Genomic DNA, 24,645 nt, shown 5'->3' with positions numbered 1-24,645 from the left:
AACGTTAGAGGTGAACAGAATGAGTGAGTTTATTCGTGGTGGTAGTTTTTTGACCGAAACCCTGTTGCCTGAACAGATTTTTGTACCGGAAGATTTTTCAGAGGAACAACGGGCGATTGCACAGACAACTGCTGATTTTATCGTAGGGAAAGTCGTACCTCATCAAGGGACTATTGAAGCCCTTGATTACGACTTAACCCGTTCTCTCTTACGTGAGGCAGGCGATCTGGGGCTTCTGGCTGCCGATATTCCCGAGGAGTATGATGGAGTGGCCCTTGACAAAATATCTTCTACATTAATTACGGAAAATATGGCTCGCGGCGGTTCCTTTGGCTTGAGCCATGGCGCTCACGTAGGCATTGGTACCTTGCCGATTGTATTTTTCGGCAATGAAGAGCAGAAGAGACGCTATCTCCCCTCTTTGGGAACTGGAGAAAAAATTGCCGCCTATTGCCTGACCGAGCCAGGTTCCGGTTCTGATGCCCTCGGTGCAAAAACGAGCGCCTTTTTGAGCGAAGATGGAACCCATTATATCTTAAACGGCAGCAAGCAGTATATTACCAACGCGGGATTTGCCGATGTCTTCATCATCTACGCGAAAGTGGACGGAGACAAGTTTACGGCCTTTATCGTCGACAGAGACACTCCCGGTTTGTCCGTCGGTCCGGAAGAAAAGAAAATGGGTATCAAAGGATCATCGACTTGTCCCGTGGTACTGGAAGATGCCCAAGTCCCTGTGGAAAATCTGTTGGGGGAAATCAGCAAAGGGCACCATATTGCATTCAATATTCTCAATATTGGAAGGTATAAGCTTGGGGCGGGTTGTGTTGGTTCGGCCAAATGGGCTCTCCATCTGGCAGTTAAATATGCGAAGGAAAGAACTCAGTTCAATAGCCCCATCGCTCAGTTTCCCTTGGTCCAAGAGAAAATTGCCCAGATGGCGATAGAACTCTACGGTGCGGAGTCGGTGATCTATCGAACGGCAGGCTTGATTGAACAGGCCTTAGGGGTCAAAGAACCTTTGCAAGCGGCAGCCGAATATGCTGCCGAATGCTCCATCTGTAAGATTCTCGCTTCGGAAATGCTCGATTTTGTCGTCGATGAAGGGGTACAGATACACGGTGGCTATGGCTTTACACAGGAATATGAAATCGAACGCATGTACCGCGATTCGCGCATCAATCGCATCTTCGAAGGCACCAATGAAATCAACCGGCTATTAATTCCTGACACGCTGGTAAAGCGGGCGATGAAAGGCGAAATCCCCTTGCTGGCTGCAGCACAGAAACTGCAAGCAGAGTTGTTCACCATGGGCGGACTTATTGATGAGACCATCCCCTTGAACATGGAAAGGGATCTTGTAGAACGGGTCAAAAAAATTGTTCTTTTTGTGGCAGGATTGGCTGTTCAGAAATATCAAAAGGCACTAGTGCATGAACAAGAGATCCTTCGGAACGTTGCCAACTTGGTCATAGACTGCTTCGCGATGGAAAGCGTATTATTGCGTGCTACGAAAAAAATAACTAGTTCTGGAGAAGAAAGAGCTCGTTTACAGATCGACTTGGCGACAGCATATATTCACCGGCGATTCGCGACTGTTGAACAGACGGCCAAAGACTCTTTGGCTGCCATGGAAGAAGGGGATTCGCTTCGCACTCAACTGTCGATTTTGAAAAAGCTGTCTCGCCATGTACCCGTTAATGAGAAGCTGATTAAACGAACTATAGCGCAGCAAAGCATAGAAGCGGAAAAATACACGTTATAAACAATGTATAGGGTATCAAACAATCGTTTTCATAGGCAGTGCTTATAAAAAAAGCGGCAGGCCATGAACAGGATTGAATCATCAAAAAATGATCAGGGTGATTGCACTTACTGTGCAAAACTTTTGTAAGTAGGAGTCGTGAAGAAATGAATCGAAAAAAATGGATGAGCTTAGTGCTCATCACGTCAATAGCGGCTTCTCTCATACCTTGGTCTGCCGCTTTTGCCAAAGATGAAGATATGTATTCTGTCTTGGTCAAAGGGAGTCCGAAGCCGGGTGGTTTTTTCGATGCCCGTATCGCTGTGGAGGTACCACAAGGTGCCATGGATAACAGCGTAGAGAGTTTTCGTATTATCATGCCCAAAAAAGCTGCGATTGGGAATATAGGTGTGACTGCGCCTGAAAAAGTGGAATCAGCAGATAATCAGTTTTTGAATCCCGACTCCGAAGAAATCGAAGAGGGAAAAGAATATGTGATCGAAGTCGAGAAAAACGAGGAGTCTACAGGCAAAGGGTTACTCTATGTGCAGTTACATGATATTGAAGCACCCAGTTCTCTTTCAGGCGAACTCAAAGTGACGATTGAAGCGGAATCGGGTTCAGTCTTTGAAAACGCTCAATTGACCTTGGCCACCATTGGCAATGGCAGTGTAGCTGTAACGATTGATGATGTAAAGACTTTTGATTCTAATGGCGGCAAAATAGATACGATACGGATCAAAGAGAGTCGCCCCGGTGCACTTGAGGGTGGCTATGACGATTCGCTGAAGCTGAAGCTTCCTCAAGGATACCGCTGGGATGTAAGTGATGATGTGGAAGTTGAGGCCAATTGGGGCGATATCGTCTTAGGAGAACAAGATGGCGATCATGATGATGCTGATCCACCGACTAGGGCTGTTCTCGATGGCAGCGCCGATGATGGACGGACCCTAAAGCTGCGTGTCAATAGAGAGACTGAACGCAAGGGAGCATATATTACCCTTTCCAATCTAGGAATCGAAATTGATGAGTCCACAGCGAAACCTGGTGATATCGTTGTCACGATCGGTGGTAAGAGTGACCCTTCACCGGAGCGCTTGACCGTCGCCAAGTACGGTGAATACAAGCTTAAAGGAGGGCCTGTTGGTGAACTTCCGACCTTAGTTGCAGGCCAATTGGATCAGAACATAGTCGTCTTTTTAGGCGAAGAAGAAACTCCCGGTGCGATAGCTAAAAATCGAGCCATCACCGTAACCACTCCAGAAAATGTTAAATGGAGAGACGTACCTAATGTGAACCGGAGCGAGTCTGATCTTGGAGACATTTTACTGTTAAAGCCCATAAACTCTCAACATGATCTGTTTGAATATGTGAATGAAGAACGAAGAATGATTCGGGGCGTATTCGTTAGCTCCACCAAGACAAAACCGGCGAAAGTATATTTTGAAAAAGCCACCGTTGATGTGGCTCCGAACTTTCAAGGGCTATTAGCTATCACTTTTGGCGGTGAGACACCGTTGAAAGGCCCCATGCCTGTCGCTAAAGTAACTCCTTCTGTCGTCATGAAGCCTCTTTCCGTAACAGAAGTCAAAATCGGCTTGCCTAACCAGGCTATCGGTGACGTGATCGTCGCTGAAAGTAAGGCGGAAGCACTGATGAGCAAAGCTACTCGCGAATTGCGGATCTATGCGCCAGCAGGAGTCGACTTTGAAAGGGCTCCGAAATTCGAAGTCATCGAGGGCGACTTAGTCTTGGAAAACGATTCAGCCACCACCAAAACAGATATGAATGAAGGGCAGAAATATGCTTGTGTAAAAGTCAAATCAACAAGCACAAAACCATCTAAGATAAAAGTAAGCAACATCCAAGTAAACGTGGATCGAACAGTTCCAGAAGGTGATCTTACCTTTAAAATTAAAGGTTGGGAGACAGCCACGGCTGAAATGGCTGGAGACCTGTTTTCCGATTCCACAGCAGCCCAAGCTGTCGTCGCCAAGGTCGTAACGCCAGCGCCGTCAGAGCAGAAAGGAAGGTTTGTCTTTACGATCAATCAGACAAAAGCGATGGTTGCTTCAAAGGAAGTAACGATGGACATTGCTCCTTACATAAAAGATAATCGCACATTTTTACCGATTCGCTACGTCGCCCAAGCATTAGGGCTCAAGGAATCAGAAACTCTCTGGGACGATGAATCAAAGACATTTACCATGATTCAGGGGCCTAAAATCGTCCAATTTCAAATCGATAGCCCAATCTTGAAGATTAACGGCACAGGACTCACCATGGATGCATGTCCGGAAATGATTGAACCGGGCCGAATGATGGTTCCGTTGAGATGGATCGGGAATGTGCTTGGTGGGTCTATTCAATGGGACGAAGCGACCCAGACGATTACTATAAACTAAGGTTAAATTGGCGAGTGGGGCCTGACAGACACCGGGGAGCTTCTAAGAAACTCTTCAGGCTGCTGACAATGTCAGTGGCCTCTTCTTTTCAAATTTAGCATCAATATCTTTGGGGTAATAATTAAAAAATTCCGACAACGGGCTGCCGGGAAGCAGGTATTTTCTCGTATTTATCGAAAGATCAAGTTCTGTAAACTCTTTGTTTATATTGGTGGGCTCAAACTCCTTTCAATTTATTGTTAAAGAGAATATTTTCTTTTTCTGAAAATAAAAGAGGAATTTTGGCGATTTGGTAGAATCACAATCATGTTGTTTCAATAGTCCAAAAATTTATACAAAAGAAAATATTCACTTTAATGAATGGACATGTTTTTGTTGCTACCCGGTCAAAAGACCGTTTTGGTTGCAGAATTCAAAAAGTTGTAAGGAGGACCTCTACAATGATTTTTAAACTCACCGAAGAACAGGAAATGCTTCGCAAAACGGTACGGGAATTTGCCGAGACCGAAATCGCACCGAAAGCAGCTGAAATGGACGAGAAGGAAGAGTATGACTGGTCTCTATGGGATAAAATGGCTGAACTCGGCCTCTCCGGTATCCCCTTCCCGGAAGAGTACGGTGGTGTGGGCATGGATCACATGAGCTATGCCATCGCTGTTGAAGAACTAGGTCGTGTTTGCGGCTCCTCGAGCGTCTTGCTCTCTGCACACACCTCCTTGTGCCTCTGGCCCATCTATAACTTCGGCACGGAAGAACAAAAGCAAAAATACCTCGTTCCCCTGGCTCAAGGTGAAAAAGTCGGTGCCATGGGATTGACCGAGCCTGCTGCCGGTTCCGACGCCGGTGCGATGAAGCTGACGGCGAAACTCGATGGTGACGAGTACGTATTAGACGGAACAAAGATCTTCATCACCAATGGTGAACGGGCGGATGTCTATGTCGTCATCGCCAGCACCGATCCGAGCAAAAAACATAAAGGCACCTCAGCCTTCATAGTGGAAAAGGGAACTCCCGGCTTTACCTTTGGCAAAAAAGAGCACAAAATGGGCATCCGGGCGTCGAATACATATGAACTCGTCTTTGAAAACTGCCGCATCCCGAAAGAAAACCTGCTGGGCGAAGAAGGCATGGGCTTCAAAATCGTCATGAAGACCCTCGACGGCGGCCGTATCGGCATTGCCGCTCAGGCGCTGGGGATTGCCCAAGGCGCTTTTGACCAAGCCTTGGCCTACAGCAAAACTCGCGAACAGTTCGGCAAGCCCATCTGCGCCAACCAAGCCATCCAGTGGATGCTTGCCGATATGCACTGCCGAATTGAAGCGGCGCGGTTGTTAATCTATAAGGCAGCCTATCTGAAAGACACGGACCAGCCCTTTAGCCAAGAAGCGGCTATGGCCAAACTGGTCGCCTCCGAAACAGCCATGTGGGTAACGACGAAAGCGGTTCAAATTCATGGCGGTTACGGCTACACCCGTGAATACCCCGTGGAGCGCATGATGCGTGATGCGAAGATCACCGAGATCTACGAAGGAACCAGTGAAATCCAGCGCATCGTTATTGCGGCGAACCTGTTGAAGTAACACAAGGGAGATGGAAGACGTGCGTGAAGTGGTCATCGTCAGCGCGGCCCGGACACCTTTTGGCAAGTTCGGCGGTACGCTGGCTTCCTTGAAAGCGATTGACTTGGGCGCTGCAGCTATGAAAGGCGCTTTAAACAAAGCTGCGTTGAGTGCAGATCAAATTGAATACACTTGCATGGGTCAAGTGCTGCAGGGCGGGTCGGGACAGATTCCCTCCCGTCAAGCGGCACACAAGGCTGGCATCGCCTGGGAAGTTCCCTCCTTGACGGTGAACAAAGTTTGTGCCAGCGGCATGATTTCTGTCGCCACGATGGCAAAACTCATCATGCTTGGTGAAGTAGATGCGGCTGTCGCCGGCGGTATGGAAAGCATGAGCAATGCCCCGTACTACCTGCCCAATGCTCGTTGGGGACAGCGTATGTTCAACTTTGACGCCGTCGACGGAATGGTTCATGACGGTCTCTGGTGTCCCTTTAACGATCACCACATGGCCATCTACGGCTCTACGGCGGCGAAAGAATTTGGTGTCTCTCGAGAAGAACAAGACGATTGGGCAGTTGCGAGCCAGCAGCGTGCAGCAGCTGCGATGGAAGCGGGTCGCCTCGATGCAGAGATTATCCCTGTCGAAGTCCCGCAAAAAAAGGAAAAGATCCTTTTTGCCAAAGATGAGCAGCCTCGTGCCAATACAACCAAAGAATCCTTGGCTAAGCTAAGCCCCGTTTTTGATAAAAACGGAACCGTCACCGCTGGCAACGCTCCAAGCGTCAACGACGGTGCGGCGGCCCTTGTCATTATGAGCCGGGAAAAGGCAGACGAACTGGGACTAAAACCGTTAGCGACTTTCGTCGGTCACGCAGAAGTGGCGATGGCACCTGAACTGATGGCGGCTACACCGGGTCATGCCATCAACAAGTTGCTGAAAAAGACTGGTAAGAGTCTTTCTGATATCGACCTCATCGAGGTCAACGAAGCTTTTGCAGCGGTCCCCCTTGTCAGCCAACGGGTCGCCGGCTATGACATGGAAAAAGTCAATGTCAACGGCGGCGCTATCGCTTTTGGTCACCCCATCGGAGCGAGCGGTGCCCGTATCCTGACCACGTTAATTTATGAACTGCGCCGGCGCGGCGGCGGTCACGGCATGGCGGCCATTTGCAGCGGAGCTGCTCAAGGCGATGCCGTCCTCCTGCGCGTCGAGTAACGATAGCGAGAATCATTGAAGTAACTACACGAAAGGAGACAGATCGATGGAAATCAAACGCATCATGGTCATCGGCGCCGGGCAAATGGGCTCGGGTATCGCCCAGACGGCTGCTTTAGCCGGTTTTCAAACGGTTCTACATGATATTTCCTTCGAATTTGCCAATAAAGGCTTAAACACCATTAAAAAGAGCTTGAGCAAGTTCTTGGAAAAGGGAAAAATCACTGCCGAGGACATGGAAGCCACCCTAGGCCGGCTTCAATTGTCCGATAACTTGGAAAATGCGAAAAACTGTGACATCGTCATCGAAGCGGCTAGTGAAAAGATGGAGATCAAATCGCAGATCTTCCGTACCCTCGATGAAGTCGCTCCGGCTCACGCTATCTTAGCCTCGAACACCTCTTCGCTGCCCATCACTGAGCTGGCTGCCTGCACCAAACGACCGACGCAAGTCATCGGCATGCACTTCATGAACCCTGTGCCCTTGATGAAACTCGTCGAGATCATCCGCGGCCTGGCCACTTCCGACGAGGTCTATCAGGTGATTGAAGATCTGGCGAAGCAGATGGGGAAAGTCCCCGTTGCGGTCAATGACGTGCCCGGCTTCGTCTCCAACCGGATCTCCCAAGTGATGATCAACGAAGCCATCTGGTGCCTCTATGAAGGAGTCGGCAATCCAGAAGGTATTGATACCATCATGAAACTCGGCTTCAACCACCCCATGGGCCCCTTGGCCTTGGCTGACCTGATCGGTCTAGATACGGTTTTGTCCATTCTGGAAATTATGCATGAAGGCTACGGAGATCCCCGCTACCGTCCGTGCCCGCTGCTGCGGAAGTACGTGAAAGCCGGTTGGCTCGGTAGAAAATCGGGGCGTGGTTTTTACAACTACGAAGGCTAACTTTTTGCGGCCTTAAAAGATAGGACCCAAGCAGCGGGTGGTTGCCACTGACGACGGAAGAGGAGGAGAAAAGCCTTGGAAATGAACTATCTGCTCTATGAGGAAGAAGAGGCTCTTGCCATTGTCACCATCAACCGCCCCAAAGCACTCAATGCCTTAAATAGTCAGGTGCTGGGAGAATTGAAGGGGCTTCTCGATGAGATCGCCCAAAAAGATCATATCTCCGTGGTCATCGTAACCGGTGCTGGAGAAAAGAGTTTTGTCGCTGGCGCTGACATCGCCCAGATGCGCGAATTCACGCCGGTTCAAGCTCGTCAATTTGCTAAACTGGGGCAGCAAGTGTTCAGCAGCATCGAGCGCCTGCCTCAACCGGTCATCGCTGCCGTCAACGGCTTTGCCTTAGGCGGTGGTTGTGAACTGACCATGGCTTGCGATTTCCGTATCGCTGCTGAGAACGCCAAGTTTGGCCAGCCCGAAGTCAGCTTGGCTGTGACTGCCGGCTTTGGCGGGACCCAGCGGCTACCCCGCCTGGTTGGGAAAGGGCTGGCGGCGGAACTGCTCTTTACAGGGGATATGATCGATAGTGCGGAAGCACTGCGTATCGGCCTCGTGAATAAGGTCGTACCTGCAGTTGAATTGATGGATAAAGCCAAAGCGATCGCCAAGAAAATTGCGGCTAAAGGGCAAGGTGCAGTTCGGTTGACGAAAGCGGCTATGACCGAGGGCCTCAATATGGATCTGGAACGAGCTTTGGCTTATGAAGCGGAAGTGTTTGCCTTGTGCTTCTCGATGGCAGACCAAAAAGAAGGCATGGACGCATTTCTGAGTAAACGCAAACCGAATTTTACAAACGCATAGGGAGGTTCTGCCATGAAAATCGCAGTTTTGATAAAACAAACCTTCGATACGGAAGCAAAGATCGTCGTGAAAGAGGGCAAGGTCGATCCTTCCGGCGTAAACGTCATCATTAACCCTTATGATGAATTCGCTATCGAAGAAGCGCTTCGAATCAAAGAAAAAGTGGGCGGCGAAGTGGTCGTCTTTTCGGCTGGGAGCGACAAAGTGACCGAATCCTTGCGGAAAGCTCTCGCTATGGGAGCCGATCGGGCCGTCCGAGTTGAGCTGGACGGTGTAGCTGTAGACGAAGGCGTCGTAGCGGAAGCCCTGGCGAAAGCCCTCGGAGAAGGCAACTTTGACCTGGTTCTCACCGGTTGGCTGGCCATCGACGACCGTTCGGCTCAAGTAGGTGTCCGGGTGGCTGAAATCCTCAATCTGTCTCAAATCAACATGGTCACTCAGTTGGAGTTGGCCGATGGTAAACTGACGGGCTCCCGCGAAATCGAAGGCGGTATGGAAGTGGTAGAAGTACCCCTGCCGGCATTGATCACAGCCCAGCGTGGACTCAACGAGCCTCGCTATCCGTCCATGAAGGGCATTATGCAAGCGAAGAAAAAAGAACTGAAAGTCGTCAATGCAAGCGATCTGAACATCTCCGCCCAGCCGAAAGTGGAGGTCAAAGACGTTTTCCTCCCCAAAGCCAAAGAGGCCGGGAAAATCTATAAAGACGACATGGCCGCCGCCGTTTCTGCACTCGTCAAAGCTCTACGAGAAGAAGCAAAAGTAATCTAGGGGGGAAGACAAGATGGCTAAAGTATGGGTTGTTCTCGAAGCACAAGATCAGAAGATCAAAAAAGTCAGCTATGAAATGATCGGTTTGGCCAAACAATTAGGGGATGTGGAAGCGGTCCTGCTGGGCAGCGGCGTAAGCAGCCTCGCCCAGGAAGCAGGCGAATACGGTGTATCTAAAGTCTTCGTGGCGGACTGTGCTGAACTGAAAGATTACACCACGGCGAAATATACTCGTGTACTGGCAGACCTCATTCAAAAGGAAAAACCGGAAATCGTTCTCGTCGCTAACACGTCCCAAGGACGGGACTTCGCGCCTCGCGTGGCTCAGCGCATCGGCGCCGGTCAAATCAGCGATGTGATGGATTATCAAGAAGGTCAATTCATTCGCCCCGTATACTCCGGTAAAGCCTTCTTCAAAGTGTCCCCCTGCGCTTGCCCGGCCATCGTCACGGTGCGTCCGAACGTATTTCCGGCAGCGGAAAAATGCGGCGGCTCTTGCCTGGTTGAAGAAGTTGCAGCCAGCTTTAGTGCCGACGATCTGAAAGCGATTGTTAAAGAAGTGGTGAAGCAAGTATCGACTCGACCCGAATTGACTGAGGCGAACATCATCGTCTCGGGCGGACGGGGGATGAAAGGACCGGAAAACTTCGCCATCTTAGAAGAAATGGCCGACGTCCTTGGTGCTGCCGTCGGTGCTTCCCGGGCCGCCGTGGACTCGGGCTGGCGTCACCACAGCTTCCAAGTCGGTCAAACCGGGAAAACCGTCTCGCCGAGCCTCTACATCGCCTGCGGCATCTCCGGCGCGATTCAACATTTAGCCGGCATGGGAAGTTCGAAAGTCATCGTCGCGATCAACAAAGATCCCGAAGCAAACATCTTCAAGGTGGCTGACTATGGCATTGTGGGCGATTTGTTTGAAGTCGTTCCCATGCTCACGGCAGAATTCAAGAAATTGCTGAGCTAAGGGAACAGAGCGAAGGGAACAGAAGGCGCTGCTCTAGCTATGGAAGTCAAAGGGTAACTACTTAAAGAGGAATGTCATAAATTTCTCCGTCGATACATAGATTTAGAAACTAAATAGCCAATTTCAGATTCGACGTACTCGAAGAAGGAAGGCTCTACAAGCCTTCTTTCTTCCTTGTAGAAGAAAAATGACAGAGTAAAAGAAAATGGACAGACAGGAAGGGGTCAAGATGCTCAATACTGCAAGTCGGGAGATTTATTGGAACATCCCGCCGTCGTTAAAGATTCTTATGTATACACTGTTGCTGTTTGCCGTTGCCAATTTGGCCTATGGGCTCCATCAACGGTACCAGCATTGGATGGTGGGACAAAAAACAAATCCTGCGGGAGATCTTGGCCGGTGTATTCGGGAAACCTTCCTCCAGCGGCGAGTGCTGAAAGATCTTTATCCGGGGATCAAACATGCGGCCATCTTTTGGGGCTTTACGGTGATGTTCCTGACGACAGTCATCATCGCCGTCCAAGAACAACTGAAGATTGAAGTATTTACAGGCAACTTATATCTGTTTTTTTCCTTGATCGCCGATATCGGTGGTCTCGCCGCCATGACGGGTCTATTGATGGCCCTGTATCGTCGGTACGTGCAAAAACCGGATCGTCTCGACAATCGACCAGATGACGCCATCGTCCTCCTGCTCCTGCTCGGGATTATCGTCACCGGTTTCCTCGTCGAAGGAATTCGTGTCGCCGCGACCAACGATATTTGGGCTGATTATTCGCCGGTGGGCAACATTGTAGCTGAATTGTTCCGGGGCAGTTCCGAAAACTCACTCCGCTCAGCCCATCTCGGCCTCTGGGTAACCCATATGCTGGCGACAATGGCCTTCATCGGATACATTCCGCAATCGAAACTCATGCATATCTTTACCACCCCGATCAACCAATACTACGCTGATGAAAGCAGCGCCAAGGCATTGCCGCTGGTCGATCTGGAAGCGGAAGATGCGGAAACCTTCGGCATCAGCAAAATTGAAGAGTTCACGAATAAACAATTGATGGACTTGGATGCCTGTACCCGCTGCGGCCGTTGTCAAGATAACTGCCCGGCTTACCTGACGGGTAAACCGCTTTCACCGAAGAAAATGACCCAGGACCTAAAAGAGGCCTTGAATCAGAAGGCGCCGGAGCTGATCGCAAAGGCGAAGGCCGAACTATCTGGGGAAGGTCAAGGGGAAGAAACGACAGCTCCGTCCGTCGAGGAAGCCGTTACCCGGTTCTTGATCGGTGATGTGATTGAACAAGACACCATCTGGTCCTGTACCACCTGCCGGGCCTGCCAGGAAGTCTGTCCTGCCTATGTAGAACATATCCCCAAAACGGTGGAATTGCGTCGAAATCTTGTCTTGATGGAAAGCGACTTCCCAGCGGAAGTACAGACAACCTTTCGGAATATGGAAAACAACGGCAACCCCTGGGGTATCGGTTGGGCCAAACGTGCCGACTGGCTGGGCGATCTGGATGTTCCTCAGATGGGCGAACTGGATGACCCCGCCGAAGTGGAATACCTCTATTGGGTGGGTTGTGCCGGTTCCTTCGACGAGCGCAACAAAAAAGTATCTCGTGCACTTGTAAAAATCCTCCAATCGGCTGGTGTGACTTTCGCCATCTTAGGGGCCGAAGAAAAGTGCTGCGGCGATTCTGCCCGACGTATCGGCAACGAGTACCTTTACCAGATGCTCGCCATGGAAAACATCGAAACGATGAATAACTACGGCGTCAAGAAGATCATCACCGCTTGTCCCCACTGTTTGAACACCCTTAAAAACGATTATCCGCAGATGGGTGGAAACTTCGAAGTAATCCATCATACGGAATTGATCGCCCAACTCTTACAATCGGCCAAACTCCGCCTAAACGGTCAAAAAGGGAAGTCCTATACGTACCATGATTCCTGTTACCTGGGACGGTATAACCGTGTCTTTGAAGCGCCGCGGGACGTCTTGAAACAGGCTGGTGTGCAGGTCGTCGAGATGGAGCGAAACCATGAACATAGTTTCTGTTGCGGTGCCGGCGGTGGCCGCATGTGGATGGAAGAGACCCTGGGTAGCCGCATCAACCTGAACCGGACTGAACAGGCACTGTCTACCGGGGCCGAAGGAATCGCTGCCAACTGTCCCTTCTGCTTGACGATGCTGACCGACGGCGTCAAAGCGAAAGAACTCGCCGACAAGATCCCTGTGCTCGATCTGGCAGAGATCGTCTCCGAATTAATTCCGGAGACGGCGAAAGAGAGCGACGCACAAGCCAGTTAAACGAATTTTTTAAGGAGGCCTTGTATGGAGCTGCAATCGGCCATTCGCGATCGACGGAGTATCCGCAAGTATAAGCCGGAAGAACCGCCGAAGGAAATCCTTGAAAAAATCTTGGAAGACGGGCTCTGGGCACCGTCGAACATGAACGTTCAACCGTGGCACTTTGTCGTCGTCCGTGGCGAAAAGCGGGAAGAATTGCTTTCGGTGATCTCCCGTTCAGGTCAATCGATCTTACCGAAGCTCGAGCGGATTTTTGCTGAAAAGCCGAAAGTGATCAAGTTCACCTTGGAGTTTTTCCATGACCTAGGAAAAGCACCGATTCTCATCTTCTGCTTCGGCCCTGGCGAATACAAAGACCCGCCGCCAGGATTAACTCCAGAAGAGCTACGCATCTTCAACGTCGACCGGACCACGAACCAGCAAAGTGTCGCTGCTGCCATCCAAAACATCCTGCTCTCGGCCCATGAAGCCGGTTTGGGCACCTGTTGGATGACAGGACCTTTGCATGTGGCTGAGGAGATCAGTGAGCTTTTAGGGGTAACCAACAAGGAACTCGTCGGAGTGATCACCTTGGGCTATCCCGACCAGTCCCCGCCGTCGCCGCCGCGTAAGCCGGGTCGTGTCGATTGGATCGGTTTTTAAATGATCAAGGCAACCTTCAGTATTGGAGGTTGCCTTGTTTTTTACTCGTCTGAAAAAACAGTGTATTGATAAAATTCAGAATATTAGTTATAATAGTCTACATAATTATACATAGGAGGAAAAACATGAATTTCCAACTGAACGAAGAACAAGTCATGTTTGTGGACATGGTACGGAAGTTCTGTCAAAAGGAAATTGCCCCTATCGCGGGAAAAAGCGACAGTGAGCACCTTTTTCCGAGTGAAACCCTGAAAAAGCTGGCTGAACTCGGCTTGATGGGCGTTTCCATTCCCGAAGAATATGGCGGTTCGGGCGGCGACTATTTCACCTATATCTTATTGATCGAAGAACTGGCCAAGGTCTGTGCCTCTACGGCGGTCATCGTCTCCGTCCATACAGGCTTAGGTTGCATGAGCATCTTGCACTTCGGTACAGAAGAACAAAAACAAAAATATCTGGCTCCTCTTGCTGCTGGAGAAAAGCTCGGTGCCTACGCCCTGACAGAGCCAAATGCCGGCTCCGATGCGGCAAGCCTGCAACTGTCCGCCGTCGACAAAGGCGATCATTTCGTCCTCAACGGCAGCAAGATCTGGATCACCAATGCGTCACAAGCGGATGTTTTCATCACCTTTGTCCGCTCCGAGGCCGGTTCGAAAGGAGCCCAGGGAGTCACCTGTCTCATCGTCGAACGGGATACCCCTGGATTGACCATTTCCAAACCGGTTGAAAAGATGGGCTTGAACGCGTCACACACCTGTGAACTCTTTTTTGATCATGTCGTCGTACCTAAAGAAAACGTCCTCGGTGAAGTGGGCCAAGGGTTTAAAGTGGCGATGCAGTTGCTCGATGGCGGACGTATCGCTATCGGTGCCCAAGGTCTTGGCATTGCGGAAGGGGCTTTTGAGTATGCTGCAGGGTACATAAAAGAGCGGCAGCAGTTTGGCAAGTCCATCGCTGCGAACCAGGGGATTCAATGGATGGTCGCCGATATGGCCACCGAGATCGATGCGGCCAAGCTGCTTGTGTATCGGGCGGCATCCTTAAAAACAGAGGGCCAGCCCCACGGAAAGGAAGCGTCGATGGCGAAGCGGTATGCCACCGATACAGCCATGCGAGTGACGACGGATTGCGTCCAATTGCTCGGAGGCTACGGCTATTCGAAAGAGTATCCTGTCGAGCGCTATATGCGGGACGCGAAGATCACTCAGATCTATGAAGGGACCAACCAAATCCAACGACTCGTCATCGCCCGGCACTTATTGCGGTAATACTCGGCGTAAGGTGGATGAAGATGCAGAAGAAAAATCCCAAGATCATATCTTTAACGGAAGCCGTCGGAATGATCCAAGACGGCGATATGCTGACCTTTTCCGGGTTCACTATCTGGCGACGTCCCATGGCCTTCATCTATGAACTGGTGCGCCAGAGAAGAAAAGACCTCCATCTTGTCGAGGTCAACGGCGGTACCCACACAGATATCCTCGCGGGAGCCGGTGCGATAAAAATCTGGGAATCCTGCTGGGCCGGGCACGAACTCTATGGGAAACTGGCCGGCAACGTTTCCCGCAAAGCCCAAGCCGGCGAACTGCTCGTCGAGGATTACAGTCATGTACATATGGTTTGCCGCCTGGCTGCCGGAGCGATGGGTCTTCCCTATATGCCCACCTATGCGTCGATGGGGACCGATATCTTAAATCCGGAATATGACGTTCTCGGTAAGGCGGGACTGCGAGACGGTTCCCACGCGAAAATTCCACGTCAAAAATACCGGATGGCCCAGTCTGATTTTTATGGTCCCACAGAATTGATCCATATCCCTGCAGCCCGGCCGGACTGGTGTATCGCCCACGTGCAGTATGTCGGCGAGGAAGGCACGATTCGGGTGATGGGACAAAAATATTCTGATGAAGAAGCTTTCAAGGCTGCCGATAAAGTTATCGTGCTGGCTGAATCGGTCGTTCCTGAGGCGATGCTCCGGCAAGAACCAGAGCGGAACCTGATTCCGCCCTATATGGTGGACTACATCGTCGAACTGCCCTGGGGAGCCCACCCGACAGGGGTTTATGGAAACTACGAAGTGGACGGTAATTTTATCCGTGATTTTTACAGCCGGACTCGCACCCAGGAAGGCTTTGATGCCTGGGCGGAAGAATGGATCTTCGGCGTGAAAGACCATGTGGGCTATTTAGAGAAGCTTGGGATCGACCGATTGGAGACGCTACGGGCCAACCCCGGACTGAAATATTCAACCAAAGTGGTAAGGGGTAAGCGATGATGGAAAAGCAGTACTGTCAACCGAACGAGTATAAGACGATTGATCTACTAGCCGTAGCCGCCGCTCGGGAAGTGAACAACGGCGACGTCGTCTTCGCCGGCACCGGTTTGCCCATGCTGGCCATCATGCTTGCCCAAAACACGATAGCCCCAAAGGCCGTTTGCATTTACGAAGCCGGAACGATCGATGGCCGGCCTATCCATCTGCCCACCTCTGTCGGCGATGCCCGCTGCGCCTACCAAGCCTCGGTTTCATCGGGTCTTTTTGACGTATTCAACCAGTTGCAGCGCGGGGAAGTGGATCTCGCCTTTTTAGGCGGAGCGGAAATCGATAAGTACGGCAATGTAAACACGACGGCCATTGGCGGCTATATGCCTCAACCGAAGATTCGGCTGACCGGAAGCGGTGGAAACCCTGATATCAACGCCTTGGCCCGTCGGACTGTTTTCATCATGGTTCAGGAAAAACGCCGGTTTAAGGAACGAGTGGATTACATCACCTCACCGGGATGGCGGATACCCAAATGGCCCTTCGGGGAAATGGTTCACAAAAAAGAAGTCTATGGCGATATGTTCCGGGGAGGCCCTACGGCGGTGATCACGAACATGGCTGTCTTTCGTTTTGACGAAGAAGGTGTCATGTATCTCGACACGGTCCATCCCGGTTTTACCGTAGACGATGTAAAGAACAACGTTGATTTCGATTTGAATGTTTCCCGCTGCCGAGGAACTACGGAACCGCCCACGCGCCAGGAGTTGGAGATTCTTTATCAACAAATCGATCCGGAAGGGATATTTTTAAGTTAATGAGTATGGAGCGAAAAAAGATTCTAACGAAACTTTCAGTTGAAGCATTGCCAATCAATTGAACATAGAAAATAAAAGATCCCGAAAATCATAAGAACGGACAAAGGAAAGAAGCCCGAGGCGATAAGTGATTCGTCTTGGGCTTCTTCCGTTCATTCTCTTAGGATTGATTTGATTCGAGTGAATATGATTGTTGCGGCTTATCCCTGATCTTATCCACATGCTTGACCTCAAAAAGACCAGTGTTAGAGTTATTCACGGATTTATCCCCATTATCCACAGGGTGATAGATAGGGCTTATCCACATTTAGTTGGGGATTTCCAGTTCCTTTTAATTATTAAGATTGTTAAGCTTTTTCCAAGATTCGGTTAAAAACACGGATTTTTGACCGGAGAAGTCTATAATCAGGGAAGAAGGACGTACTCAAGATATATACAAGCACAAAAAAAGGAGTCGCTTATTTCCAGTATATACCGAGGAGTCGCTACAGGGGGGTACCAAAAAAAGCGAATTTTCGGTATTATATATGATAACAAGCACTAGCGGGAGACCGTCCGGACGGCCAAACTTTGACTTTGGAGCGTTGTGTGATGAATCAACGATGTAACCTATTGCCGATCACCGGCAATCCACCTGAGACCATAGTGGAACGGAAGTCTTTTATCCGTTCAGAGTATTATATCAACCGGGAGTTGAGTTGGCTCGAGTTCAACCATCGGGTCTTGGAGGAAGCGACGGATCCGACGAACCCGCTCCTGGAACGTTTGAAATTTCTGGCTATCGTCAGTTCCAACTTGGATGAGTTTTTTATGGTCCGTGTCGCCGGTCTGCAGGACCAGGTAGTGGCAGAGCTTCGGAAAAAAGACGCTGCCGGGTTGTCTCCAGAGGAACAGCTAAAAAAAATAGCAGAGAGGGCTCACCGGTTGGTGAGTGATCAGTATCGCCACCTGCAAGAACAGATCCTGCCGGAACTTGAGGCCAAAGGCATCCATGTATTGCGCTATAAAGACTTAACAGGCCTGCAAAGGGCCTTTGTGGAAAATTATTTTGAACATACCGTCTATCCTGTGTTAACCCCTATGGCCGTCGACCAAAGCCGTCCCTTTCCCCTCCTGGCGAATAAGAGCTTGAATATCGCTGTCTTTGTCGAATCCAAAACCCATTTGACCTGCAAACCGAATCTTTTTGCCGTCGTGCAAGTCCCTTCGGTCCTTCCGCGGTTTATCGAAATCCCTTACGCCGAGGGGAAAGCCTTTGTATTTTTAGAAGATGTGATTCAATCCCACTTGGAGGACCTTTTTCGGGGCAATCAGATTCTCGATTCGTCCATCTTCCGGATTACCCGAAACGCCGACTTGACTGTCGATGAAGAGGGGGCCGAGGATTTACTGGAGGCCATCGAAAAGGAACTGCAAAAACGCAAGTGGGGTGCGGAAGTTCGGCTGGAAGTGGAAGCTGGTGTGAGTGATGCGATGAAAGACTATTTAAAAGCGGACCTGGAATTAGATGACGAGGATATCTACTACATTCCAGGCCCCTTGGATTTGACGGCTTTCTTTCGCATTGCTGATCTACCCGGCTATGATGGGCTGCGCCACGAAAAAATGGTTCCCCAGGAGCCGGTAGATCTGATTGGAGAAAAGGATATTTTTGCGGCTATCACCAAAAAAGATATTCTACTCCATCATCCCTATGAGTCTTTTGAACCGGTCGTCAAATTCGTCATGCAGGCAGCCAGGGATCGGCAAGTGCTGGCCATAAAGCAGACCTTGTACCGAGTCAGCGGTGATTCGCCGATCATCAGTGCCTTGGCGGAGGCGGCTCGAAACGGAAAACAGGTGACCGTGCTGGTGGAACTGAAAGCGCGATTTGACGAAGAGAAGAATATTGCCTGGGCGAAAATGTTGGAAAAAGCGGGCTGCCATGTCATCTATGGACTCGTAGGCTTAAAGACCCATGCGAAGATCACGCTGGTCGTTCGGCAGGAAGCAGGCCATATTCGCCGATACGTGCACTTAGGAACGGGGAATTACAACGACACGACAGCCCGTTTCTATACGGACTTTGGGCTGCTGACTTGTGACGAGAACATCGGTGCGGACGCGACGGACTTCTTTAATGAAGTGACTGGATATGCTGTTCCGGCCAAGTGGCGGGAATTGGAAGCAGCCCCCTTAGGACTGCGAAAAAAACTGTACGACCTGTTTGAGCGGGAAATCGCCTTGAGCACACCCGATAAGCCGGGACATATCATCGCCAAGATGAATTCCTTAACGGATGCGTCGATCATTCAAAAGCTGTACAGCGCCTCCTGTGCCGGCGTGCAGATCGATCTCATCGTCCGGGGCATGTGCTGCCTTCGCCCGGGGATTCCCGGTGTGAGCGAGAACATCCGGGTGATCAGCATTGTGGGGCGATTCTTAGAGCATCACCGCGCCTTTTATTTTCAAAATGGCGGTAAGGAAGAGCTCTATCTGTCCAGCGCCGACTGGATGGGCCGAAACCTCGATCGCCGGGTGGAACTGATCTTCCCGGTGAAGTCGTCGGAATTAGCCCAGCGAGTCAAACACATTCTCGATACGATGATCAAAGACAATAGCAAAGCCCGCCGCTTACAGCCCGATGGCACCTATGTGCGGGTAGAGCGTAACGGCGAAGAATCTGTGCAGAGCCAGAGCTATTTCATCCGGCAATCACGGCGCCGCAATCGCCGTGCACGCCTACCGGCCGCACAGGGGCAACAGGGGACGGTTAAGGATATCCTGCATTAGACAAAGGCGACAAAAAAGGGGGATGACCCAAATGGCTATGGGTCATCCCCCTTTTTATTCTTCATTTAGTTGGGAAGGTTTTAAAGCCTTCATTAGAAAAAATCGCGTGCTACAGGTTTTGGGCGGAAATAAAGAGATTTCTCCCAAAGACTTTTTTAAAATCTGCCGCTCCTTTGAAAGCGTCGCAGATCTCCAGTTCGGCCGAATGGCGGGCAAGAGCAACCAGGTGAACGTTATCCACATATTGGTGGCAACGTATATCTTGGATCACGCCGGCTTCGCTGCGTTCCAAGGCTTCAGCGATGCGTAGGATGACGCCAAGTATTTTGATCGTCTTCCCATCGTCCTCATTGAGAATGTCCCGATGGGGCAAGATGTTCGCTTGCAGGGGTTTCGAGTGGGACATGGCTACATAGGCGGCCACGAGAATCTCTCGGTGAGTCAAGCCGTTGATACGGGAATTGGTGATGAGGTAGAAACTGTGCTTATGATGGTCGTAGAAGTTGACAAGTATGCCTACATCATGCAGCAAAGAGGCAACCTCTAGAATTTTCCTCTCCGCCGGGCCTAATTCATGAAGCGACTGGAGCTGGTCGAACATAGACAAGGTCAGCTTGGCTACATGGCGGGGGTGATCCAGTTCAAGATTGTAGTAACGCATGAGGTTTTCTACACTGTGCTGGGTCAGGTTGTCGATGAAGGGAACCTCTCGATTGCGGAGCAGATACTGATAGAACAAACCGTCTCGAAGACCGGAACCACTGACGGCAAGTTCCTGGCTCTGGGTATAGTTGACTAGCCCGCTTACCACAGCCAAGCCGGCGATGATGATGTCGGCCCGATCTTTAGAGAGCCCTGGGATTTTCTTTCGCTGCTCAAGATTTGCTGTGCGGACTAGGCGATAGATATCGAGAACGTCTTTGCCGGACATCCGGTAGTTGTGGGTAATATCGAGACTGTATTTTTTTCGTTTGCGGTCAATTTTGGACAGGTTACGGATTGTACCACCCAGTCCGAAGATGGTGGGATTATTCATATCCCGAAGCCATTCTACAGAAGAAAAGTGCTCCCGAAGAAAGCCTTCCAATGTTTTCACTTGCTCTTCCGTCGGCTTGACCTTATCTAAGAAGGATTCCGTCAGGGTGACGGAACCAAAGGGAAGGCTGGTGGCCGCAACCACACGTCGATCTTTGAGCTGGATAAGTTCCGTGGAACCGCCGCCGATGTCGATGATCAACCCGTCGGAGGCGTCTATTGTATTCACGACGCCCATGTATGCGGCCTGGGCTTCTTCTTGTCCCGAGAGCACACGAAACTCAAGGCCTGTGGCGTCCTTCACCTGCTGTAAGAATTCTCTTTGGTTGCTGGCCAACCGAACGGCGGCAGTGGCCACGGCAATGATCTGAGTGATGCCGTGGGCACGATAGAGGTGCTGAAACAGCCGTAACGCTTCAATGGTCCGTACGATGGCTGCCGGTTTGAGCGTCAACTCGGGGCCCATGTTTTCGCTAAGCCGAACGCCTTCTTTGGCCTCGTCAATGAGCTTGTATGAACCATCTGAAGAAATGCCGACCAGCATCAAGCGAACAGAGTTGGAGCCTAAATCGATGATCGCGACTTTTTCCACAGTACTTCTTCCTTCATTTACGTAAGTCTTTTCGGGCTATACAGAAATTATTACACATAAATCGCTTGTATCCTGCATCGGTTTAGGAAAGGAGGGGATAATTTCACTGCACTCATTCGCTAACGTATCCCCTGTGAGAACATTTTTTGCCTAGTGTAGAAAAGGAAGCAAGAAAAAATACCCTAAAGTTTATCAAGATGGGAAAGGTGAAAGACCATGATTACGATTATTTTGCTTGTTCTTCTGATTCCGTTGATTCTAACGTCGATCATTTCCGGTATCCGAATCGTCGGTCAATACGAACGAGCCCTCCTGTTGCGGTTAGGCCGATTCACCGGGATCTTGCAACCGGGACTGAATGTGGTCCTTCCTTTTGGAATTGACCGGACCCTTTTCGTAGATATGCGGACGACGACTATTGATGTGCCCCGCCAGGATATCATCACAAAAGATAACGTTCCTGTTTCGATCGATGCGGTCGTTTATTTTCAGGTCTTTGATCCTCAACTGGCGATCCTTAACGTGGAGAACTACCGGCAAGCGACGACGTTGTACGCGCAGACTCTTCTCCGGTCAGTGCTCGGCTCGCATGATCTCGATGAAATGCTCACCGCCCGGGATAAATTGAATCTCGTGCTGAAGGAACAGTTGGACAAGGCGACGGACCCTTGGGGGATTAAGGTGACCGGTGTAGAGATTAAAGCGGTCGATCTGCCTGAAGGGATGAAGCGGGCTATGGCGAAACAGGCCGAGGCCGAGCGGGAACGGCGGGCGAAGGTCATCTCTGCGGAAGGGGAGTATCAGGCATCCGAGAAGCTTTTGGAGGCGGCGTCGGTGATCAGTCAAAATCCCACGGGAGCTCTGTTGAGAATCTTGCAAACGTTGACGGAGATTGCGGTGGAGAAGAATAGTACGATTTTGTTTCCGCTGCCGATTGAGATTCTTTCATATTTTCAGGGGAATGGAACAATCAGTCATAGGCCGGAAAAGAGTGGACAGAGCGAGTCGTGTCCAGAACCATGATTCCCTATGTAGATCCTAGGACTTATTGACGTTTACAAGGCAGTATAAATTTCCGTGCAATGCCAAATAAAGTGGCTTATGGCCTATTAGTTGTTAAAACGGACGGACTATCCCGGAAGGGACATGTCTGTCCGTATTTTGTGCGTATTTGCCCCTCACTGAGGAGAATTTACATGAACCGATTAGGTCATATGCAGACACGCTTAGGATGGAGTAACCTTTAGCAATTGTAATTTGTTAAATTATTATTAAATGTTTTGACAAGGCTAATTATTCCATTGTATAGTTATTGCAAGATAAATTTTACAGGAAACGGCTTGACTAACGATGCAACTAAAACAATAAATAACATTTATTTACAATAGGGGATTTGGATTAGTGTTTTGGTTCGAATTCATCAATGTTAACCTTGTAAGCAATTAAGGTACCTGCTTATTACATGATAGTGAATAAAATAATTTTACTAAGAGGAGCAGGAATATTGGACTTCATCTTGCGATGAGTACAAGCAAGCGATGAGCGACTGACTTTCATCAAAGTCACCGAGTGAAATGCCCGTAAAAGCAATCACTTTTATCTATTGAGATAGAGGCAACCTAAAAAAGGATGTGATCATTCAACCCGGTTGCACACTTGTTTTTAAAATGGGGATTCCGCATCTATTCACTTATCCATAGACAAAACCCGAATCTTTGACTAGTAAACACGTGGTAGAGACCTTAAAATGCACGAAACCAGGAACAATGGAATTCAAAAGAAAAATTTGGTTTTGCATGGATGTCGTACCAACCGTGCGGCAGTGGTAATACTGGAAAGTACGTTTGTTGTCGCCTTTTCCGAAGATAATGGGGAATAGGGGAGCAATCGATTTTTTCAGTAGGTGCACTGTTTCTTCTCGAATGATCTACGGTTTTCGTTTTATTAAAGAGGAGGGGTAAAATGTATAAGAGTGTTCGGAGTAAAGCAATAGTTGTCTTCGTAATTACGATTATGCTGTGTAGTATTATACCGTTTCTAGATTTTATGGTCGTGAAAACGTATGCGGCTGACCAACCAACCGGTAGCGGAACAGCAAACGATCCATATTTGATTGCCAGCCATCAAGATCTTGAATGGATACGGGAAAACTATATTTCGAAGTCGTTAAATGACAAATATTTCGTCCAGACAGCCGATATTGACCTAAGTGGGGTAGATAACTTTGAGCCGCTCGATAAGAAATCGGTTGGTTTTTCAGGAACATATGATGGATGTTGGCATACAATATCAAACATGAAGATTACTGATACAGTAACTTCGTGTGACGGCTATCTGTCTGTCGGCTTTTTTGCGAATCTTCATTATGCCTCGGATGATAAACAAGGTACAGTAAGAAATATTAAATTTTCGAATGTTAATATTAATATAGCTGAATCTAATCTCCATATAGGCGCAATTGCAGCAAATGCTGAGGGCACCTTGGAAAATTGCTATGTTAGTGGAACCATCGTGGGTGGGGACGATTCGTTGGTAGGAGGCCTTGTAGGTAATAGCATGGCGAATATTATATCATGCTATAATGCTGCAAATGTTTCTGCTGGGAATTCTACCGGCGTACTTGTTACGGCAGGGGGAATTGCTGCAGACTGTGGGTGGAACTTACAAGATTGTTGGAACTCAGGCAATATATCTAGTAGTTCTAAAGACGCTGCTGCAGTTGGGGGTATTGTAGGTAGGACAAATGCTTCCTTAATAAATTGTTATTCTATAGGCAATGTTTCCTTAACGGGTAATGTATTAGAAGAAGATCACAATAGGAGTAGAGCAGGGGGCATTTCCGGAAATGCCTTATCTAACAACCTCTCGTCAAATTATTATTTAGACGGCACATGTGGACATGGCATAGGGATGTATGATAATAACTTACCATCAGATATAGGAGCTGAACCTAAGCAGGTTAGCGATCTAAAAAGTGCTTTAAACTCCTCGGATTGGGGTTCAGCCGATACATGGTCAAAATCGGAGGGGCAATATCCATCGCTTTTAACTACAGCAAACGTGCCTCATGCTATCAGCGCAGATGGAGGGCCTGGAACAGTAACAGTTAACTGGGATAAATCAAAACGGGCTGGAGCTTATCGTATATATTGGAGTACTGAGTCGGGCTCGTACAACGAAGAGAATTCTGTAATTGCTTGGGGTTATGAAGCGAAAAGCAAGACTATAAAAGGGCTTGTAGGTGGAACTACATACTATTTTGTTGTAAAGGGTGTTGGTGATGGGAACGCTCTAAGTACTGAGTCCAATGAGGTCTCAGCGATAGCCAAGACCGACAACACTCCCCCCACGTGGGCAGACGGCTATCCGCAGGCGAGAACGGTCACCCAAAATAGCGCGGAGGTGCTGCTCCAGACCGACGAACTCGGCAAGGCCTACTACGTAGTGGTAGAAGACGGGGTCGCAGCGCCGACGGCGGCGCAGGTGAAGGCTGGCAAGAACGCAAGCGGAGGCGATCCGGGCACCGGGAAAAAGGGTTCTGTGAACCTGACAGCGGATACGACGGCGACGATCAACATCACCAACTTAGAACCTGCGACGAACTATCACATTTACGTAGTGGCGGAAGACGGCACACCCAACCTGCAGGCGTCAGCCGTGAAGGTGGATATTGAGACCACATCGACCACAGGCATCGACAGAACTAACTTAATCGGAAACTTTTATTCTAGTGTGCCAGGCGAAGGGATAACAGGAGGCGTTACGCTGAGCGATGATCAACAGTGGCACAT

At 49.6% G+C, this 24,645-nt stretch carries 16 protein-coding genes and 1 pseudogene; 16 read left to right on the top strand and 1 reads right to left on the bottom strand.

Going from position 1 to position 24,645, the window contains the following annotated elements:
• Window positions 1-19: 19 nt before the first annotated feature.
• From GJ688_RS17610 to GJ688_RS17545, 14 genes are all read left to right on the top strand, one after another.
• Window positions 20-1,765 (top strand): acyl-CoA dehydrogenase family protein, encoded by a 1,746-nt coding sequence (locus GJ688_RS17610; RefSeq protein ID WP_155477835.1) that lies wholly within the window; start codon window positions 20-22, stop codon window positions 1,763-1,765.
• Between the two features lie 146 nt (window positions 1,766-1,911).
• Window positions 1,912-4,149: a copper amine oxidase N-terminal domain-containing protein gene (locus tag GJ688_RS17605; protein ID WP_155477834.1), complete on the top strand. Its 2,238-nt coding sequence runs from the start codon at window positions 1,912-1,914 to the stop codon at window positions 4,147-4,149.
• A 440-nt stretch (window positions 4,150-4,589) separates the two neighbouring features.
• The gene (locus GJ688_RS17600; protein ID WP_155477833.1) at window positions 4,590-5,729 is read left to right on the top strand and encodes an acyl-CoA dehydrogenase; all 1,140 of its coding nucleotides are present in this window, start codon (window positions 4,590-4,592) and stop codon (window positions 5,727-5,729) included.
• Between the two features lie 19 nt (window positions 5,730-5,748).
• A complete protein-coding gene (locus GJ688_RS17595) occupies window positions 5,749-6,927 on the top strand; it encodes an acetyl-CoA C-acetyltransferase (RefSeq protein WP_170292123.1) in 1,179 nt (392 codons plus the stop codon).
• 52 nt (window positions 6,928-6,979) lie between these two features.
• Window positions 6,980-7,828: a 3-hydroxybutyryl-CoA dehydrogenase gene (locus GJ688_RS17590; RefSeq protein WP_328597398.1), complete on the top strand. Its 849-nt coding sequence runs from the start codon at window positions 6,980-6,982 to the stop codon at window positions 7,826-7,828.
• A 75-nt stretch (window positions 7,829-7,903) separates the two neighbouring features.
• Window positions 7,904-8,686 (top strand): enoyl-CoA hydratase-related protein, encoded by a 783-nt coding sequence (locus GJ688_RS17585; RefSeq protein WP_155477830.1) that lies wholly within the window; start codon window positions 7,904-7,906, stop codon window positions 8,684-8,686.
• Between the two features lie 12 nt (window positions 8,687-8,698).
• The gene (locus tag GJ688_RS17580; RefSeq protein WP_155477829.1) at window positions 8,699-9,457 is read left to right on the top strand and encodes an electron transfer flavoprotein subunit beta/FixA family protein; all 759 of its coding nucleotides are present in this window, start codon (window positions 8,699-8,701) and stop codon (window positions 9,455-9,457) included.
• Window positions 9,458-9,470: 13 nt separating this feature from the next.
• On the top strand, window positions 9,471-10,421 hold the full coding sequence (locus tag GJ688_RS17575) for an electron transfer flavoprotein subunit alpha/FixB family protein (RefSeq protein WP_155477828.1): 951 nt from the start codon (window positions 9,471-9,473) through the stop codon (window positions 10,419-10,421).
• A 229-nt stretch (window positions 10,422-10,650) separates the two neighbouring features.
• Complete coding sequence (locus GJ688_RS17570; protein WP_155477827.1) at window positions 10,651-12,732, top strand: heterodisulfide reductase-related iron-sulfur binding cluster; 2,082 nt, start codon at window positions 10,651-10,653, stop codon at window positions 12,730-12,732.
• 24 nt (window positions 12,733-12,756) lie between these two features.
• Complete coding sequence (locus tag GJ688_RS17565) at window positions 12,757-13,374, top strand: nitroreductase family protein (protein ID WP_155477826.1); 618 nt, start codon at window positions 12,757-12,759, stop codon at window positions 13,372-13,374.
• Window positions 13,375-13,499: 125 nt separating this feature from the next.
• Window positions 13,500-14,642 (top strand): acyl-CoA dehydrogenase, encoded by a 1,143-nt coding sequence (locus GJ688_RS17560; protein ID WP_155477825.1) that lies wholly within the window; start codon window positions 13,500-13,502, stop codon window positions 14,640-14,642.
• Between the two features lie 23 nt (window positions 14,643-14,665).
• Complete coding sequence (locus tag GJ688_RS17555) at window positions 14,666-15,649, top strand: CoA transferase subunit A (RefSeq protein WP_155477824.1); 984 nt, start codon at window positions 14,666-14,668, stop codon at window positions 15,647-15,649.
• Window positions 15,646-16,455: a CoA-transferase subunit beta gene (locus GJ688_RS17550; protein WP_155477823.1), complete on the top strand. Its 810-nt coding sequence runs from the start codon at window positions 15,646-15,648 to the stop codon at window positions 16,453-16,455. The genes GJ688_RS17555 and GJ688_RS17550 overlap by 4 nt, the downstream gene beginning before the upstream one ends.
• A 591-nt stretch (window positions 16,456-17,046) precedes the next feature.
• A complete protein-coding gene (locus tag GJ688_RS17545) occupies window positions 17,047-19,227 on the top strand; it encodes an RNA degradosome polyphosphate kinase (RefSeq protein ID WP_155477822.1) in 2,181 nt (726 codons plus the stop codon).
• A gap of 109 nt (window positions 19,228-19,336) precedes the next feature.
• Here GJ688_RS17545 and ppx read toward each other — a convergent pair whose 3' ends face one another.
• A complete protein-coding gene (gene ppx, locus GJ688_RS21430) occupies window positions 19,337-20,854 on the bottom strand; it encodes an exopolyphosphatase (RefSeq protein ID WP_155477821.1) in 1,518 nt (505 codons plus the stop codon).
• 216 nt (window positions 20,855-21,070) lie between these two features.
• Here ppx and GJ688_RS17535 point away from each other — a divergent pair, with 216 nt between their 5' ends.
• Window positions 21,071-21,877 (top strand): slipin family protein, encoded by an 807-nt coding sequence (locus GJ688_RS17535; RefSeq protein ID WP_155477820.1) that lies wholly within the window; start codon window positions 21,071-21,073, stop codon window positions 21,875-21,877.
• A gap of 939 nt (window positions 21,878-22,816) precedes the next feature.
• A pseudogene (locus tag GJ688_RS17530) lies at window positions 22,817-24,645 on the top strand (hypothetical protein); the annotation flags it as partial.

The sequence above is a fragment of the Heliobacterium mobile genome (genome assembly GCF_009720735.1).
In the GTDB taxonomy this organism is placed as follows: domain Bacteria; phylum Bacillota; class Desulfitobacteriia; order Heliobacteriales; family Heliobacteriaceae; genus Heliobacterium; species Heliobacterium mobile.
Note: the sequence above shows the minus strand (reverse complement) of the source record. Positions and strands in the feature narration are given on the sequence as shown.

Bases quoted from the DNA above. Each gene is read 5' to 3' on its own strand.
- GJ688_RS17610 (WP_155477835.1), top strand. From the start codon at position 20: ATGAGTGAGTTTATTCGTGGTGGTAGTTTTTTGACCGAAACCCTGTTG.
- GJ688_RS17605 (WP_155477834.1), top strand. From the start codon at position 1,912: ATGAATCGAAAAAAATGGATGAGCTTAGTGCTCATCACGTCAATAGCG.
- GJ688_RS17600 (WP_155477833.1), top strand. From the start codon at position 4,590: ATGATTTTTAAACTCACCGAAGAACAGGAAATGCTTCGCAAAACGGTA.
- GJ688_RS17580 (WP_155477829.1), top strand. From the start codon at position 8,699: ATGAAAATCGCAGTTTTGATAAAACAAACCTTCGATACGGAAGCAAAG.
- GJ688_RS17575 (WP_155477828.1), top strand. From the start codon at position 9,471: ATGGCTAAAGTATGGGTTGTTCTCGAAGCACAAGATCAGAAGATCAAA.
- GJ688_RS17570 (WP_155477827.1), top strand. From the start codon at position 10,651: ATGCTCAATACTGCAAGTCGGGAGATTTATTGGAACATCCCGCCGTCG.
- GJ688_RS17565 (WP_155477826.1), top strand. From the start codon at position 12,757: ATGGAGCTGCAATCGGCCATTCGCGATCGACGGAGTATCCGCAAGTAT.
- GJ688_RS17560 (WP_155477825.1), top strand. From the start codon at position 13,500: ATGAATTTCCAACTGAACGAAGAACAAGTCATGTTTGTGGACATGGTA.
- GJ688_RS17555 (WP_155477824.1), top strand. From the start codon at position 14,666: ATGCAGAAGAAAAATCCCAAGATCATATCTTTAACGGAAGCCGTCGGA.
- GJ688_RS17550 (WP_155477823.1), top strand. From the start codon at position 15,646: ATGATGGAAAAGCAGTACTGTCAACCGAACGAGTATAAGACGATTGAT.
- GJ688_RS17545 (WP_155477822.1), top strand. From the start codon at position 17,047: ATGAATCAACGATGTAACCTATTGCCGATCACCGGCAATCCACCTGAG.
- GJ688_RS17535 (WP_155477820.1), top strand. From the start codon at position 21,071: ATGATTACGATTATTTTGCTTGTTCTTCTGATTCCGTTGATTCTAACG.